This is a genomic window from Actinomycetospora cinnamomea (assembly GCF_003096675.1).
GTDB lineage: Bacteria > Actinomycetota > Actinomycetes > Mycobacteriales > Pseudonocardiaceae > Actinomycetospora > Actinomycetospora cinnamomea.
In genome coordinates, this window is the sequence record NZ_QEKW01000007.1 from 277,327 (window position 1) to 293,260 (window position 15,934).

Annotated in this window: 17 protein-coding genes; 8 read left to right on the forward strand and 9 right to left on the reverse strand. The window is 70.7% G+C overall.

The features are described from left to right. Positions 1-50: 50 nt before the first annotated feature. Together ctaD and C8D89_RS15905 are read right to left on the reverse strand one after the other, a co-directional pair. The gene (ctaD, locus tag C8D89_RS15895) at positions 51-1,808 is read right to left on the reverse strand and encodes an aa3-type cytochrome oxidase subunit I (RefSeq protein ID WP_116709135.1); all 1,758 of its coding nucleotides are present in this window, start codon (positions 1,806-1,808) and stop codon (positions 51-53) included. A gap of 357 nt (positions 1,809-2,165) precedes the next feature. Continuing rightward, positions 2,166-2,798, reverse strand: a complete 633-nt coding sequence (locus C8D89_RS15905) for a DUF2249 domain-containing protein (protein WP_116709071.1) — start codon at positions 2,796-2,798, stop codon at positions 2,166-2,168. Between the two features lie 138 nt (positions 2,799-2,936). On the opposite strand from C8D89_RS15905, the gene C8D89_RS15910 reads away from it, so the two are divergent. Together C8D89_RS15910 and C8D89_RS15915 are read left to right on the forward strand one after the other, a co-directional pair. After that, entirely contained in the window at positions 2,937-3,623 is a 687-nt protein-coding gene (locus tag C8D89_RS15910; RefSeq protein ID WP_243418148.1) for a helix-turn-helix transcriptional regulator, read from the forward strand. Then, positions 3,623-4,156 carry a hypothetical protein gene (locus C8D89_RS15915; protein WP_207787246.1) on the forward strand — a complete coding sequence of 178 codons (534 nt, stop codon included), beginning with the start codon at positions 3,623-3,625 and terminating at the stop codon, positions 4,154-4,156. The genes C8D89_RS15910 and C8D89_RS15915 overlap by 1 nt, the downstream gene beginning before the upstream one ends. 825 nt (positions 4,157-4,981) lie before the next feature. Here the strand turns inward: C8D89_RS15915 and C8D89_RS15920 are convergent. Next, positions 4,982-6,487, reverse strand: coding sequence for an FAD-dependent monooxygenase (locus C8D89_RS15920; RefSeq protein ID WP_165825733.1), 1,506 nt, complete (start codon positions 6,485-6,487; stop codon positions 4,982-4,984). Between the two features lie 228 nt (positions 6,488-6,715). Further along, entirely contained in the window at positions 6,716-7,264 is a 549-nt protein-coding gene (locus C8D89_RS15925) for a TetR/AcrR family transcriptional regulator (protein WP_116709074.1), read from the reverse strand. Between the two features lie 218 nt (positions 7,265-7,482). Between C8D89_RS15925 and C8D89_RS15930 the strand changes: the two genes are divergently transcribed. After that, entirely contained in the window at positions 7,483-8,490 is a 1,008-nt protein-coding gene (locus tag C8D89_RS15930; protein ID WP_116709075.1) for an alcohol dehydrogenase catalytic domain-containing protein, read from the forward strand. 25 nt (positions 8,491-8,515) lie between these two features. On the opposite strand, the gene C8D89_RS15935 is transcribed toward C8D89_RS15930, so the two are convergent. Next, positions 8,516-9,115: a helix-turn-helix domain-containing protein gene (locus tag C8D89_RS15935; protein WP_116709076.1), complete on the reverse strand. Its 600-nt coding sequence runs from the start codon at positions 9,113-9,115 to the stop codon at positions 8,516-8,518. Here C8D89_RS15935 and C8D89_RS29790 point away from each other — a divergent pair. Then, positions 9,114-9,482 carry a hypothetical protein gene (locus C8D89_RS29790; RefSeq protein ID WP_116709077.1) on the forward strand — a complete coding sequence of 123 codons (369 nt, stop codon included), beginning with the start codon at positions 9,114-9,116 and terminating at the stop codon, positions 9,480-9,482. The two genes, C8D89_RS15935 and C8D89_RS29790, sit on opposite strands and share 2 nt — an antisense overlap. Before the next feature lie 339 nt (positions 9,483-9,821). Here the strand turns inward: C8D89_RS29790 and C8D89_RS29295 are convergent, their stop codons facing one another. Further along, positions 9,822-10,208, reverse strand: a complete 387-nt coding sequence (locus C8D89_RS29295) for a hypothetical protein (RefSeq protein WP_165825735.1) — start codon at positions 10,206-10,208, stop codon at positions 9,822-9,824. 363 nt (positions 10,209-10,571) lie between these two features. Here C8D89_RS29295 and C8D89_RS29300 point away from each other — a divergent pair, with 363 nt between their 5' ends. From C8D89_RS29300 to C8D89_RS15960, 3 genes are all read left to right on the forward strand, one after another. Beyond that, positions 10,572-11,435, forward strand: coding sequence for an alpha/beta fold hydrolase (locus tag C8D89_RS29300; RefSeq protein ID WP_165825736.1), 864 nt, complete (start codon positions 10,572-10,574; stop codon positions 11,433-11,435). 197 nt (positions 11,436-11,632) lie between these two features. Continuing rightward, positions 11,633-12,001 (forward strand): hypothetical protein, encoded by a 369-nt coding sequence (locus tag C8D89_RS15955; RefSeq protein WP_116709079.1) that lies wholly within the window; start codon positions 11,633-11,635, stop codon positions 11,999-12,001. A gap of 386 nt (positions 12,002-12,387) precedes the next feature. Further along, on the forward strand, positions 12,388-12,795 hold the full coding sequence (locus C8D89_RS15960) for a cupin domain-containing protein (RefSeq protein WP_116709080.1): 408 nt from the start codon (positions 12,388-12,390) through the stop codon (positions 12,793-12,795). Positions 12,796-12,847: 52 nt separating this feature from the next. Here the strand turns inward: C8D89_RS15960 and C8D89_RS15965 are convergent, their stop codons facing one another. Beyond that, the gene (locus C8D89_RS15965) at positions 12,848-13,240 is read right to left on the reverse strand and encodes a hypothetical protein (protein WP_133251927.1); all 393 of its coding nucleotides are present in this window, start codon (positions 13,238-13,240) and stop codon (positions 12,848-12,850) included. A gap of 820 nt (positions 13,241-14,060) precedes the next feature. Further along, entirely contained in the window at positions 14,061-14,330 is a 270-nt protein-coding gene (locus C8D89_RS15970) for a hypothetical protein (protein ID WP_116709082.1), read from the reverse strand. 21 nt (positions 14,331-14,351) lie between these two features. On the opposite strand from C8D89_RS15970, the gene C8D89_RS15975 reads away from it, so the two are divergent. Beyond that, a complete protein-coding gene (locus tag C8D89_RS15975; protein WP_116709083.1) occupies positions 14,352-15,086 on the forward strand; it encodes a VIT1/CCC1 transporter family protein in 735 nt (244 codons plus the stop codon). On the opposite strand, the gene C8D89_RS15980 is transcribed toward C8D89_RS15975, so the two are convergent. Further along, the coding region (locus C8D89_RS15980) for an IS630 family transposase (RefSeq protein WP_116709137.1) at positions 15,083-15,934 on the reverse strand (852 nt) is incomplete at its 5' end. The two genes, C8D89_RS15975 and C8D89_RS15980, sit on opposite strands and share 4 nt — an antisense overlap.

Sequence of the window (15,934 nt, forward strand, 5' to 3'; positions counted from 1 at the left end):
TCACGCCGCGTCGCGGCGTGGTCGGCGGTCGTCGACCGGGCCGTGTGCGGTTAGCGGTTGCGCGGGTCGGAGCCGGGGAGGTGTTCCTGTCCGGTGGCCCCGGCCGCGGCCTCACCGACGCTCGCGTGCCCGGTGCCGATGTGGGCCTCTGTCCGCAGCCGTTCGGTCATGTGTGGGTAGTGCAGCTCGAACGCGGGGCGCTCGGAGCGGATGCGGGGCAGCTCGCTGAAGTTGTGCCGCGGCGGCGGGCACGACGTCGCCCACTCCAGCGAGTTGCCGTGGCCCCAGGGGTCGTCGACCTCGACGGGACGGCCGTAGCGGTAGCTGTGGAACACGTTCCACAGGAACGGCAGCGTCGAGGCGCCGAGGATGAACGCCCCGATCGTCGAGATCGTGTTCAGCACCGTGAAGCCGTCGGTGACGGCGTAGTCGGCGTAGCGGCGCGGCATGCCCTCGTTGCCCAGCCAGTGCTGGATCAGGAACGTCAGGTGGAAGCCGATGAACGTGGCCCAGAAGTGGAACTTGCCGAGGCGCTCGTCCATCATCCGGCCGGTCATCTTGGGGAACCAGAAGTAGATGCCGGCGTAGGTCGCGAACACGATCGTGCCGAACAGCACGTAGTGGAAATGCGCCACCACGAAGTAGGTGTCCGACACGTGGAAGTTCAGCGGCGGGCTGGCCAGCAGCACCCCGGTGAGGCCACCGAACAGGAACGTCACCACGAACCCGACCGCGAACAGCATCGGGCTCTCGAACGTCAGCTGGCCCCGCCACATCGTGCCGATCCAGTTGAAGAACTTGATGCCGGTCGGCACCGCGATGAGGAACGTGGTGAACGCGAAGAACGGCAGCAGGATGGCCCCGGTGGCGTACATGTGGTGCGCCCACACCGCCATCGAGAGCGCGCCGATCGCGAGCGTCGCGTAGATCAGCGTCTTGTAGCCGAAGATCGGCTTGCGGCTGAACACCGGGATGACCTCGGTGATGATGCCGAAGAAGGGCAGCGCGACGATGTAGACCTCGGGGTGGCCGAAGAACCAGAACAGGTGCTGCCAGAGCACGGCGCCGCCGTTGGCGGGGTCGTAGATGTGCGCGCCAAGCACGCGGTCCGCGAGCAGTCCGAACAGGGCCGCGGTGAGGATCGGGAACACCATCAGGATGAGGATCATCGTGACGAGGATGTTCCAGGTGAAGATCGGCATCCGGAACATCGTCATGCCCGGGGCACGCATGCAGACGATGGTGGTCACGAAGTTGACCGCACCGAGGATGGTGCCCAGACCGGCGACGGCCAGGCCCACGATCCACAGGTTGGTGCCGAGCCCGGGCGTGAACTCGACGTCCGAGAGCGGGGTGTAGGCGAACCACCCCGCCGAGGCCGCACCGTCCGGGGTGAAGAACCCGGAGATCACGATGGTGCCGCCGAAGAGGAACAGCCAGTACGAGAAGGCGTTCAGCCGCGGGAACGCGACGTCGGGAGCCCCGATCTGCAGCGGCATGATGTAGTTCCCGAAGCCGAACACGATCGGGGTCGCGTAGAGCAGCAGCATGATCGTGCCGTGCATGGTGAACAGTTGGTTGTACTGGTCCACCGACAGGATCTGCAGCCCGGGCCAGCCGAGCTCGCTGCGGATGAGCAGCGCCATCAGCCCACCGAGCAGGAAGAACACGAACGACGTGACCATGTAGAGGATCGCGATGTCCTTGGGGTCGGTCGTCCGCAGGTACTTCGCGAGGCCGGAGCCGCGCCGCGTCTGGCGCGGCGGATAGGGCTTGGTGGTGATGGGCTTGGGGGTGGTGGCAGTCATCGTGATCACCTCGCAGGCGTCGACATCACTGAGCGTTGTGGCCGCGTCTAGCTGTCGCAGGTACACCATCGGGATGGCCGTAGTGATGCGACCGGCCGTGACCACCGGACATGTCCCACCTCCCCACGCCGTGCCCGAGATTTCAGCGGGTCACCGTCAGCGCCAGACAGAGCTTCCCGGTCTCGGGTGGCCATGGCCAGGTCGGCGGGTCGGCGCGTCGGCGGGTCGGCGCACCGACGCCCACCTCCACCCCGTCGGCGCTGGGACTGTCCAACGTCCGTTGCACCTGGCGTGGATGGGTCAGGATGGTGCGGTCGTCTCGGTCGCTGACCGGTGGGCCGCCGGGTTCGGTGCGGTTCATGAATCCACCCCGATGCGGCTGGTGTCCAGGACCAGGGATTGCCGGCGTTGGTGGACGGTGAGATAGCGCAGGCCTTCGGGGCCGGCGTCGAAGCGTCGCTGGGAGCGGCGGGGCAGCCACAACAGCGCACCCGGTCGGAGGTCGAGCACGCCACGTTCGGTGGTGAGTTGCCCGCTCCCGGTCAGGACGTGGATCAGGACGTCGAGGTCGGGACCCGCGTGCGCGTCGATGACCCCGCCGGGCGCAAGGGCGATGATGTTGGAATCCAGGTCACGATCGCGCACCGCGAGCTTCCAGACCGCGCCGGTGACGTCCGGGTCGTCGGGCTGGGCGCCGATCGCGGTGCTGTCGGCGAGGATGCGGGGCAGGGGGGTGGAGGTGAGCTTGGTGATCTCGATCCGCCAGTCCCTCGGTTCGGTGCTCAAGTACTCCCACCGGTAGCTGCCGGCATGGTCGGCCTCGAACTCATCGCGCAGGTGCTTGGGGTCGTGATCGTTGACCAGCACGAACGACGCCCCGACCGGCAGGCTCGCGTACGTGGCGAAGATGGCGGGATGTTTGTCGGGCTTGCGCAGCGGCCGGACGTCCAGCTCCCGCGCCGTCTCGGCATCGGATCCGTGGGAGGCCATCGTGGTTCTCCTGCGTCGAGTTTCTCCAAGTCCCTGTGGTGTAAAATTTAGCGCACGGCGGACCGTCCGGGCAGTGGTGTCAGGACGTCAGGGCCGGCCACCGCGGACCGAGCCCGTTGCCGAGGGAGTTTGATCATCGTGTCGGGTCAGCACGACGGGGGGCTGGCGGTGGGTCGGCGATTGGCCGTGCTGCGGGCCCTCATACGGGCACCGGGCCCATTGAGTATCAGCGATATCGCCGATCAGCTGGGCGTGCATGCGAACACGGTGCGTTTCCATCTGGCCACGCTCGTCGAGAACGGTCAGGTGGAGCAGGTCGAGGCAGATCGACGCCCGGAACGCCCGACCGGTCGGCCGCCGCTGCGGTTCCGGCCGGTCCCAGGGATGGACCCGACCGGCCCCCGCCAGTTCCAGCTGCTGGCCGAACTCCTGGGAGACGGCCTGGCGAACGCTCCGGGTGGGAGTGCCCGTGCCGTCGAGGCCGGTCGCGCCTGGGGTCGTCGGCGGGCCGCGACCTCGAGCGAGGGCGAGACCGCCACCGCGGGCGGTTCCGGAGATTCCGTCCCTCGTCTGATCGGGCTGCTCGCCGAGATCGGCTTTGCGCCCGAAGAGCAAGGAGACGGGGCGCAGCGGCGGATCGGACTGCGGCACTGTCCGTTCCTGGAGCTCGCGCAGACCCGATCGGCGATCGTCTGCCCGGTACACCTCGGGTTGATGCAGGGTGCGATGGAGGCGTGGCGGTCACCGGTGGCGGTCGAGGGTCTCGAGCCGTTCGTCGAACCAGACCTCTGTCTGGCTCACCTCACGACCGAAGGGGCATCGTGATGGACGCTGCGCCACCCGCCGCGCCTGTCGACAAGCAGACCGATGTAGCGCGGTTCATGGTCGCCGGCGGTGCGGGTTGTGTGATCCTGGGCGGCCTGGTTGCCGCGATCACCGGGCCGCTCGGCCTGGAGAACGGCAGTTGGCTGGCGGCCTATCTTGTGCTCGTGTGCGGCGTGGGCGCGTACGCGATCGGCACCATGCAGGCACGCCCCGCACCGACGCCGATGCCCCAGGCCTGGAGCCTGACTCAGCTGGGCTGTTGGAGCTTGGCCAACGCCGCCGTGATCACCGGAGCGATGACTGGAATTGCGATCATCGTCGACGTGGGCGTGCCGCTCCTCGTGATCGCCCTGGCCGTCGCCCTGGCCGACGCGCTGCGCCATGACCGGCCCACCGAATCCCGGGAGACCGCCGGCTACCCGGTACCCGGCTCGAACCGGCTGGCCGCCTGGGCCTACCACAGCCTGCTGGTGGTCCTGATGATCAGCGCCCCGGTCGGTGCGGTGCTGGCCCACCTACGAAACGCCGCCTGACGCGGGCCCGACCCGGCGGGCCATCAGCAAGCGGGGCCAGGACACTTGGCCAGCACCCGGTGAGTGATGGTGGCGCCGACCTGGGTAGCCAGTGCTCCGCGTTCCGTGGGCCACGACCCCGGCACGTCGAGCATCACGGCCCTGGGCGCGGAACCGGTGGTGTCGTGGCTGATCCGGCACCCGTGGCTCGGTGTCGCCGCGGTGGTGGTCGTGGGCCTGGCGGCCGCAACGGGCTTCGTCCTCCGACGAGCTCCCGCCCCTGCTCGTCGGCGTCCCGCGCGGTGGCAGCGACCAGGAGCGGGGGCAGCGGCGCGTCGGTGGCTGGGCCATTGACCACGCCCGCAGCGGCGCCGACGAAGATCATGGCGGCAGTACTCGCGCCGAGGGCCGTACCGGGTCGGAAGCGGCCAAAGGCCGCGAGCTGGACCCCGAGCGGCCACGACGACCGTGGTTTGGCCGCACCCGCCCCCGGCGCCGCGGACCACTGTGCTCGGAGAGCAACTCCACTACGGAGACACGGCGGGTGTGTCGCGCCGATCGCGGACCGGTGCCGCGACCTGGCGAGCGGGGACACAGGACCAGGAGACGCTCGCCTTCCTGGCGTACTGCGTAGGCCTGAGCGAGGACGCCAACCCGCAGGGCGACGCCCGCTCGTCCAGCGAAGTGCCCGGCGGCACGGGCGCCGTCGCCCTACCGGCCCCGGTCGCCTTCGCCGCACCCACCCTGGCGACGGAGGCGCTTGGCCTCGCTGGCCCCCCGGGCGGTGGCCGGCCAGGCCGCGCGGCCCGGCGCCGCCGATGTCGAGCGACGCCGAGGCGCGGCCCCTCACCGCGCGAAGGGAAGGTGGGCCATCAGCGCCCACGCCTCCTCGGCGGTCTCTCCTCGCAGCGCGACGTATCGGTCCGGGCGGACCAGCGTCACGCGGGACAGACTCTCGTCGGGGAGATCCTCTTCGGGTAGCTCGAGCAGCGGGAGCCCGCGCCATCCCGCGGCCTGCGGAGCCGGAGGCGTCTCGCCAGGGCTGTGCCGGACGACCCAGGTGGGCCGCACCGGGTCCAGCCGCTCGTAGAGTCGCCCACCGCCGCGCAGCTCCGGGTTGGGCATCCGCCGCCCCCCTCCGAGGGAGCGACCGGACCGGTAACCGACCTCGAGCATCCCGACGGTGCGCCCAAACTTCGTCCGTATCGCCGGATGGGTGATGACAAGCGGGGCGAGAACACCGAGCAGCCTGCGGAACGCGCGGTTGCGCATGGTGAGAAGCCTGGTCGCCCTGCCGGTTCCCGCCACCATCGCGGCGGCCACGGGTCGCCGCTCCTCCTCGTAGCTGTCGAGGAGCTCCTCTCGGCCACGAGCTGGCACCCGGCGTGCGAGCGCGAGCTGCCAGAGCAGGTTGTGGGCATCCTGCACGCCGGTGTTGAGGCCCTGCCCTCCGACCGGGCTGTGGACGTGGGCCGCATCGCCCGCGAGGAAGACCCGGCCTCGCCGGTACCGGTCCACGACCCCGTGGCTCAGCTCGAACCTCGACCCCCAGAGCAGGTCGTGGCAGCGGAGATCGAGTCCGGCCCGGCTGCGGACCACCTCGTCGACATGGGCCGTGTCGATGCTGTGGGGCGGGTGAGCGTCGGCCCGAGGCTCCTGGGCGATGACGCGCCACCGGCCGGGCTCGGGCATCGGCACGATGACCAGCAGACCGTCCGGCCCGAGGAACACGTGCCCCTCGTCCTGCGCGGGTAACGCGGTGGTCGTGACGTCGGCGAGCAGGAACGTCACGCCTGCGGCCGTGCGCTCGAGCCGCAGGCCCGCCTGCTCGCGGGTCCGGCTGCGGCCGCCGTCGCAGCCGATGACCCAGCGCGAGCGCACAAGCTCGATCGTGCCGTCGGCGTGTTCGAGCCTCGACTCGACGTGGCTGCGGCGGTCGTCGAGCCGGTCGAGTGCCACGCCCCAGTCCACCGCCACACCCAGCCGGTCGAGGCGGCCCTCGAGCACCCCTTCGGTGGCGTACTGCGGGATCGAGAGCCAGAAGGGATAAGCGGTGTCCCCCCAGGGCAGGCCGAGGAGGTCGATCCTGGTGGCGCGACGCCCCCTGCCGGCGTGGACGTTGAGGGCGGCGAACGGCCTGCCCTCGGCCAGCACGGCCTCGGCCACCCCCATCGCCTCGAAGACCTCGAGGGTGCGGGCGTGCACGACCAGAGCCTTGGAGAACGTGGCGCGCTGCGGCTTGCGATCAACAATTCTCACCGTCAGGCCGTGGCGGACCGCCTCGCCCGCCGCGGTCAGACCCGTCGGGCCGGCCCCGACGACCAGCACATCGACCTCGACGGGGTCCTCCACGGGCTGGGGGTCAGGCCGCGCGCCGTTGCGACCGGCATCGGGCCAGGACCCGGGTTCTCGGCTCGGCCACACGGCGCGCTTCATCAGGCATCTTTCCTGTTCACCTCGTCGGTTCCGGCCTCGGACCTCTCGGCGCGGCGCGGACAGCACCCAGGGTACGACGAAAGTGAGACACAGGAGTCTAGCTTCATCGTAGGCCACCGCCGGGTCGCAACGGCCGAGCTGCGATCAGCGACGTGGTCCGACGCCCTCAATCAGCACCGTGAGCACCAGATCAGCCACGCTGCTGTCGCCATACCAGGGCGATCGGGTAGCCCGGACACCGGCGGTGAGCAGCGACGTCATCGCCGTCAGAACCCACTCCGGCGGAAGGTCCCGCCTGATCTGCCCGGTCTCCTGCCCTCGCCGGATGACGCTCAGCAGCGGCGCGAAGACCCGCTCCCGTTCCTTGCCGAATGACGGATCCTGATCGGCGTCTTCGACGAGCAGCGACCGGAAGCGCGCGCCATGGGACACGACCGCCTCGACCGCGCGGCGCAACGCGTCGACGGCGTCGCCTTCGTCTGGACGGGATCCCGCGATTGCCTCCGCCGCGCGGTTCAGCGCCTCGGCGCGCAACGCCGCGAGAAGCTTCTCCCGCGTGCCGAAATGCCGGTAGAGGGTGGCACGGGTAAGGCGGGCGACCTGCGCCACGTCGGTCATCGACCAGCCGGGGTTCTGCGCCATCGCCTCGGCCGCGGCCTCCAACAGACGCGCTCGGTTGCGCTCCACGTCCACCCGCGGAGCCCTCGGGACCTCCTGGGGCGGCACACACTCTTGCTACCAGAGTGGCCGGGTGCTCTTCTGTCCGACTGGACGCACCAACTGGCTGCCCCGACCCGAGGCGTAAGCCGTGCCCTGGACACGACCCCCATCACGCCCTTCGCGCGTGGCACACCGGGGCGCCGGCGTCCCCCATCTCGACCCGACAAGCGCCGAGCGATAAGGACAGGGGCATGCGCGCCGCTCGCTTCCACGCTCCCCACCAGCCGATGGTGCTCGAGGAAGTTCCGACCCCCGAGCCCGGCCCCGACGAGGTCCGGGTCAAGGTCGCCGCGGCCGGGGTATGCGGCACCGAGCTGCACTTCGTCGAGGGCCTCTACGCCCCGGCCTCGCTGCCCACGACGCTGGGTCACGAGGCCGTCGGCACCGTCGACGCGGTCGGCGCCGAGGTGGCCGACCGGTCACCCGGCGACCGCGTGGTGGTCGACTACTACCTGTTCTGCGGCGCCTGCCGCTGGTGCCTCGCCGGCCGGCAGAACCTGTGCCTGCGGCCCCGCGGGGTGCTGGCCTTCGCTGCCGACGGGGCTTTCGCCGAGTACCTCGTGGTGCCGGCCCGATGCCTGGTCACGCTGCCCGACGACATCCCGTTCGAGAGCGCCGCGCCGTTGTGCTGCGCGGGCGCCACCAGCGTGCACGCGTTGAACGAGGCCGACGTAGCGCATGGGGAGCTCGTCGTGGTGCTCGGCGCGGGCGGTGTGGGCCTGGCCGCGGTCGCCGAAGCGCATCGCCGGGGCGCGACGGTGGTGGCGGTGAGCCGCCGGGAGGCCCGGCGGCGGGCGGCCACCGTCGCCGGGGCCGCGGCCGTCGTCGACCTCGCCGGTCTGCCGACGGCGGTGGCACGGCTCTCCGGCGGGCAGGGCGCCGACGTCGTGCTGGAGATGGCCGGGGTCGAGGCCACGATGCGCGTCGCGACGGAGGTGCTCGGGCGCCGGGGCCGGCTGGTGTTCGTGGGCTACAGCGCCGACACGCTTACCGTCAGCCCGCTGGCGATGGTGGTGCCCGAGCAACGCATCCTGACCAGCGTCGGCAACACCCTGCCGGAGCTGGCGGCCACTGTCGCGCTCGCCCAAGCCGGCCAGCTGCCGCCGGTGGACGACGTGCTGCCACTCGCTGAGGTGAACGTTGCACTGGACCGGCTGCGCTCGGGGAAGCCGGTCGGCCGTCTGGTGCTCGCTCCCTGAGCAGCCACGCGGCGAGCGCGTCTGGTCACCCGAGGAGAAAGCGCCGCTTGCCCGACAGAACGTTCGGCCGTGACGGCCATCGCGCCCGGCGGGTACGAGGTCGACCCGGCCAGCGGAGCAGCCTCCCGCCGGCGGCCACGGCGACGAATGTCTGCTGTGCCCGCTCGCCGGCGTCCGGTGACCGGGCCAGGTCGGCGGACCACGCCGCCCACCGCTCGACCAGGGCGTGGAACTCGGCGAGGAAGGCGAGGGTCTGGGCCACCACGACCGCCCGCGCCTCGAGGTCGACCCCGGCGATATACTCGCCGTCCCGGTAGCCGCGGCCCCGCTCGACGGCGATGGCTCGGGCGTCGGCGGCCTGCTTCTCGATCGCCTCGAGCAAGTTGACGTTGGTGGACGCGTCGCCCTGGTCGGCGAGAAGCACCTTCAGGATGCCCTCAAACTGGAGTGCGGGAGGCGCAGGGGTCTCGGCCAGCCACGCCGCCAACGCCCGCCGCCCCGCCGGGGTGATCGAGTAGCTCGAGCGGGGACGGCGTCCGACCGGCGACTCGCGGACCTCGGCGTAGCCGTGGGCGACGAGGTGCTTCGGCTCCTCACACACCATCGAGGGCGACGCCGCCCACATGCGCGTCGACAATGCCCGCACCGCGCTCGGGCAGGCGTCGGCCCTGCCGGCCGACGTCGCCGCCACCTTCGTCGGGTTCTTCCACGGCCTCGCCGGCATGCTCGCCCGTCGCGCCGATCCCGGGGAATCGACCCACGCGTACCGGCTCCTCGCCCCGGCGGGGACGGTCAGCGTCGTGCCCGGCGGCGATGTCGCGCTGCCTGTCTGCACCATCACGGGCCCAAACGACGCCATCGCGCTGTTCTGCATGGGCCGGACGGGATCGACGACGAACGGCTTGCGGTCGACGAGGCCGAGCGCACCGTCGCCGGCGCGTTTAAGCGCTGGTCTCCCGGCCCCTGACGCTGTGGCCGCCGGGTGCTCGTGACGGAGGCCGGCGCACTGCCTTGGTCGAGCGGCACACAATATGGCACGGCCTGTGGCACGAACTACACGACACGGAGGACGCCGAGAGACGCGCCCAGCGCCGCCAACGCACCTGTAGGCGCTGCGAGTGCCGTGTCACGCATTGGTGCCGCATCAGGCAACGTTGGGTAGGTAATCGTGTCGGCGGATCTTGGAGTCGACAGCGAAGCGTCGTTTCGGGGTGGCGTGTCGGTTGCGCCCGCGGATGTGGCCGGCGATCGCGTTTCTCCTGGGCAGTGTGGGAGGGGTAGTCGCTGCCGTCGAGGGTGGAGTAGCGCAGCGCGGTGAACGCGAGGCGGTTCTAACCAGGGGTTCTGTCCGAGGCGCCGCCGGGTCCTTGGGTGGTCCCATGCTGGGTCTTGTCGGTGACCGAGTCGGTGGCCTGCTCCATGGCCTGGGCGACGGGCATACCCGCCTCGAGCAGCTGATGAGCGAACGCCCGCTGCGTCTCGATCATGCGGATGGTGAAGTCGAAGCTGCGGTCGATGAGCTCGGCCGGACTCGGCGGGGACGTCGCCGCGCTGGACCCGACGCCACCAGCGGCGCGCATCACGGCCGACCAGTTCTCCGACAGCGCGTTCATCAGGTTCGCCGTGGCCGCCTGGCCTTGCTCGGTGTAGCGGAGGGCCTCCCGCTGCAGCGGCTGCTCCGGATCGGTCATTGCCAGCACCTCCTCGTGCAGGAACACCAACGCGTCTGTACCCGGCGGGCGGCCTCAACGACACCAACGCAGGGCAGCGGGGCCTCCGCGTGCGAGCGGCGAAGGACACCGGCCGTACGCCCGGTGACCCCGTGCAGCGGAGCGTCGGCGCCGGTCGGGCACGTGCTGCGATTCGACCGCGATCCCGGCGCTTGCCGAAGGACCAGCGGAGCACTTCGCGCCAAGGGGCCCGAGACCGGGGCGCCCGCCGTGGCGCGCGGGGCGCGCACTCGCCGGCGCGCCCGCCGCGCTGGACCGCGACGGGTGCGCCCGGGTAGGCCCGACCATGGGATCGCCGTCGCGGGCCGTGCGTCCCTGGTGCGCGACGGCGGGCTGCGGTGGTCTCGCCCGGTGCGCGAGGGTGTGGTCCGCAGTGGTGATGGCACGGCGCTGCGCATGTGGGACAACGCGGCGCTCGGGGCGCCGGTGGTGATCAGCAACGGGATCGGCGCCTCGTACGGCTCCTGGCCTCACCTCGCCGCGCCCGACTGTGGGGTCCACGCCGTGGGGTGGCACCACCGCGGCCTGGGTGGCTCGCAGCGGCCCCGCGACCAGCGACGGATCGGGGTCGCCGACCACGCCGACGATCTCGAGGCGGTGATGGACCAAGCGGGGTTCGACCGGGCGGTCCTCGTCGGGTGGTCGCTGGGGGTGGGCATCGCCTTCGAGGTCGCTCGACGCGTACCTGGGCGTGTCGCGGGGATCCTGGCCGTTGGCGGGGGCCCGGGGGCAGCGTTCCAGCTCCTGCGGGTTCCGCCGGGGACGCCGGCACAGGCGCGAGATGTCCTCGGGCAGACGAGCGCGTGGATGCTGCGCGTGGTCGGGCCCCCGCTTGCCGCGACGGCGTCGATGTGGTCGGCCGCGGCGTCAGCGGCTCCGGGAGGGCGCGCGTCCCACCTGGCGCCGCTGCTGGACACCATCAACACCTTCACCCGCCACGACTGGACCTGGTTCTCCCGTCTGGTCGTCGAAGCGGGCCGCCAGCCGGCGCTGGACATGGCCGCCGCGCCGTTTCCCGTCACCGTCGTGGCCGGCCACATCGACGGGTTCGTCGACACCGACGCCTCCGCGCGGTCGCCGCCACCATGCCCGACGCCCGCTTCGTGGCCCTGCCGGGCAGCCACGTCGTCCCCGTGCAGCAGCCCGACGCGGTCCACGCCGAGCTTCTGGACCTCATCACCCGGGCCGAGCTCGCGCCCTGACCCCCGCCGGTAGCGATCCACCCCGCTCGCCCGTCACGGCGTCGCCCGCCCTCGGGAGCCGGTCGCCCGTCGGGTGTGGGACTTGCGGCCCTGGCCGGTAGAGCCCTCCCGATGTCTGCTGCGGATGTGGGGCCAAACAGCAGTGCCTCCCGAAGCATGCCTCCCACCTTGACGACGATAAGCGACCGAGGACTTTCGAGGAGATCACCGATGAGCGGATTCGGTCCCTTCGACCCCACCACGGCTCCGTACTGGTGGGCACACATGTGGAAGGAGATGCGCGAACACCAGGAACGGGTGCTCACCGAGACGCACACGCAACAGGCCCCGAAACCGACCCACCCGGACTACGTCGACCGCGACGGCGACCTCTGGCTCTACCTGCCGCACTGCGACCGCTACATGTACACCGCGAAGACCGGGCAGTTCTCCACCGCGGCGGAACGCGACCATGTGCGGCACTACTGGGGGAACATGGTCGACCGTGACAACGTCCGTGACTTCATGGATTTCTGGGATCGTATGCTGCTGACAAAGCAGGACCTTCGCGAGCACTTTGGCCCGCTTGCTGAAGCCTAGAGAACGCGATTCGGCACGACCCAGGCTCGCCGGCCGAGAGGCTGCACGGGAGCGTCTCACTCTCGGGCGAGGGTTGAGAGTTCCTGTATCGAAGCTGCGGGGCAACGGACCCCGCCTTCGGCGCCTTCCGCACTTGCGTTCGGCGCCTTACGTTGATCAACGGCCGCCTCGAAGCCCTACGACGCAACGCCCTCACCCGGTGCTCGTGCTCGGACCTTCCGGCCCTACCGCACACATGGTTCGCGCCCTAACCCGGTTCCCAGCTCGGGCGGATGGTCGGGGCAGGCCAGACGCTGGGGGTCGACCTGCTCAGCTCGCGGGCCAACGGACGATCGCGTACCACGGCACGTACTCGGCGCCAGTCCACCACTCGGAGGGAGAAGAATATGTCGAAAGTATCGAAGGCCACCGCTTCGTCTCACCAAGTGTTTCCAGGCTTGGTCGATGCATACGAGCAGGAGATTGGTGGCTGGACGGTCAGCATAGAAAGCCACTTCACCGATATGGACGTGGCGCCGTTCTTCGAGGGCGCACCGAATGATCAATGCCAGGCGACCCACATGGGCTACATCCTCAAAGGCAAGTTCGGTGTCCGGAGAGCTGACGGCATCGAGGAAATCTTCGAGGCCGGCGATGCGTTCGTCCTCGAGGCTGGACACATTCCGATCGTGTTCGCCGGATGTGAGTATGTGGCCTTCACTCCCACCGAGGAAGCGAGGCAGCAAACCGCGGTGATGATGCCGAACATAATGAAGTTCGCGAAAGAACGCGGAATCGAGCTGCCAGGGCAATAACACCGCGCACCGCACCAGAAACGACCAACATGCCCATGCACGACTTCGTCCTTTAGCCGGTGGGGCGGTCGCCGAGACCGGTCTGGGGTACCAGGCTTTCGCTGGAGGTGGCGCCCGGAGCGGACTGGCTTGTCGTCGTGGCCTGCCGGGTTGGCGGGGGGTTCGGGGTGGCGCTGCTCTGCTCGGGCGAGGACGTCCGGGTCGCCGGGTGGGTGCCCTGCGGGCTCGGGGCGGTGCGGGAGACGGGCGAGCTGCGGGTGGGTTGGCCGAACAGGCTTCCCACCGACGTGCCGCTTGTCCCGCCGGAGAGCGGGCGTCCGACCGTGGCCTCGACGGCCATGCTGGCCAGCAGTCCGATGGCGAAGATGCTCACGGCCAACCCGGCCAGCATCAGCCAGCGCTGCAGTCCCCCTCGACGCCGAGACGGCGGCGCTCCCGCGGTCACGACCCCGGTCCTCGCCGTGCCCCGGGAACCAGGGGGCCGGCCCGGTCCCAGCCGGGCAGTGGGGGGCACCTCGAGCGGCGGCTTCCACCGGCGCCCGGAGCCGCCGGCGGCTGACCCGTCGGCCCACCAGCGGTGGGCCCCCGGTACGGCGGCGGTGGGCGGGACGCCCGCGGGGTGTACCCCGGTCCCCGGTCCCGACGCGTGCGCGGTGGCGGCCCGCCCGTCATGGTGCGCGGACAACGGTGGGGGCGCGGACGACGGTGGGGGCGCGGACGACGGGGCGGGCCCGGCGGCGCGAGGGTGCGGCGGGGGGACCGGCCGCATCGCGCCCGGCGGGCCGACGGCGGTGCCCGGCGCCCCCGAGCGCACGCCGGTCGCGCCGGCCGTTCCCCGTGGCGCGGCCGAGCCGGCCGTCCGGAACCCTGCGGTGACCCGAGCCACCACGCCCGCGAGCTTGGTTGCGGCGGGACCGCCCCCGCCCAGCTCCTCCTTGACTTTGTCCCGGGTGCGTTCTAGCGACCGCCGGTAGAGCGTCGAGCCCACCGTGGTGACCACCGAGACCGCGACCGCGCCCCCGACCGTGCCCAGGACCCCCAGGTACGAGCCGAGGATCGCCGCCGTCGCCGCCGCCAGCGCTCCCGCCGCCACTTGCGGAAACGTCAGAGCACCGGAAGGCTTCTTGTCCTCGGACATGAGCTCCTGATGGCAGGCGGCGACAGGTGCGTCCCCGCAGCGGTGCCGGCAGGTTTCGCCGGTCCCGCTCGCTCCCGGGTAGGCGACAGCCGCGGGTCTGCCCCATGCTGCCCTGTCGTGGAATCGGTTACACGGCCGGCCCCGCCTTCGGGGGACGGCCCCCGAACCTGACTCCGTCGAGGCCCTGGGCCATGCCCTCAGGCACGACGAGCACGGGATGGCCCAGGTGGAAGACGGTGTTCGAGACCGCCCTGGAGCGGAGATGAGCGAGCACCTGGGCTACCTGGGAGGCGACGAGCTGCGCGTCGCAGGACACCGTGACCGTGATGGGGGAGGCGGCGACGAACCGGCCGAAGCAGCGGGGGACGACCGAGTAGCCCACGGTCTCGACAGCCACACGGCCTCGGGGAGGTGAGGAATGAGCGAGGCGAGGAACCAGGGTGGGGCGGTACCTGTTGAGCACTCCCACCCCGACGTGACGGGAGGCTGGTTGCGTCCAGCTGTCTTCGGAGTGATGGACGGTCTGGTGTCGAACTTCGCTCTGGTCGCGGGCGTGGCCGGCGGAGTCGCCGGCGCAGGCGGTGACACGGGCGCGGTCGTGTTGGCGGGCATGGCCGGACTGGCCGCTGGAGCGTTCTCTATGGCCGCGGGCGAGTACACCTCAGTCGCCTCCCAATCTGAACTCGCTCGAGGTGAACTCGCACTCGAGCGCCAGGCGCTGGCCGGCACGCCGAAGCTCGAGCAGGAGGAGCTCGCGCAGCGGTACATCGAGCGCGGTGTCGAGGTCGGTGTCGCACGGGAGGTCGCGCGCCAGCTGTCCCGGGATCCAGAACAAGCGCTCTCGGTCCACGCCCGCGACGAACTCGGTGTCGATCCCGGCGACCTGCCCTCGCCACTGCTCGCCGCCGTCGCCTCATTCCTGGCATTCACTGCGGGCGCGCTACTGCCGGTGCTGCCTTACCTGCTCGGCGCGGCCAACTTACTGCCCGCGCTGGTTGTGTCGGGGGTCGGGCTCTTCGGCGCCGGTGCCCTCGTTTCCCTTGTCACCGTGAGCTCGTGGTGGTGGACCGGGTCGCGACAGCTCCTGCTCGGCGGCGTCGCCGCCGCATTGACCTACGCTGTCGGCATGCTGGTAGGGAGCGGCATCACCTAGTGTCCTGCGTCAGAGTTGTCGCGGGTTAGTTCATTATTGATTTCTGTGTGTCCTGGCCCGATCTTGTTGAGGTATTTGGCGAGCGAGGTGAGGATCTCGTCGGCGGACTTGGTCCAGGTGAACGGGCGCGGGTCCTGGTTCCAGTTGTCGATCCAGGCGCGGACCTCGCGCTCGAGGTCGATGACGCTCTTGTGGACCCCGCGGCGGATGAGCTGCTCGGTGAGCAGCCCGAACCAGCGTTCGACCTGGTTGAGCCACGAGGACCCGGTCGGGATGAAGTGCAGATGGAAACGGGGGTGACGCTCGAGCCAGTCGCGCACAGTGGCGGTCTTGTGGGTGGCGAGGTTGTCGCAGACCAGGTGCACGTCGAGCTCGGCGGGGACGGCCTTGTCGATGGCGACCAGGAACTTGCGGAACTCGGCGGCGCGGTGGCGGCGGTGCAACTGCGAGATCACGGTGCCGTCGGCGATGTTGAACGCGGCGAACAGACTCGAGGTGCCGTGGCGGATGTAGTCGTGACTGGCTCGTTCGGGCGTGCCTGGGGTCATCGGCAGCACCGGCTGGGAGCGGTCCAGGGCCTGCATGCCGGACTTCTCGTCCACGCAGAGCACCACCGCGGACTCGGGCGGATGGTGGTAGAGCCCGACCACGTCGACGACCTTGTCCACGAACTGCGGGTCAGTGGACAGTTTGAAGGTGTCCTGGCGGTGCGGCTTGAGCTCGAAGCGCCGCCAGATCCGCCCGATCGTCGATTTCGACAGTCCCGTGCGGGCGGCCATCGAGGCCCGCGACCAGTGCGTCGCGTTGGTCGGTGTCTCTTCCAGGGTCGCGGTCACCACGTCCTCGAC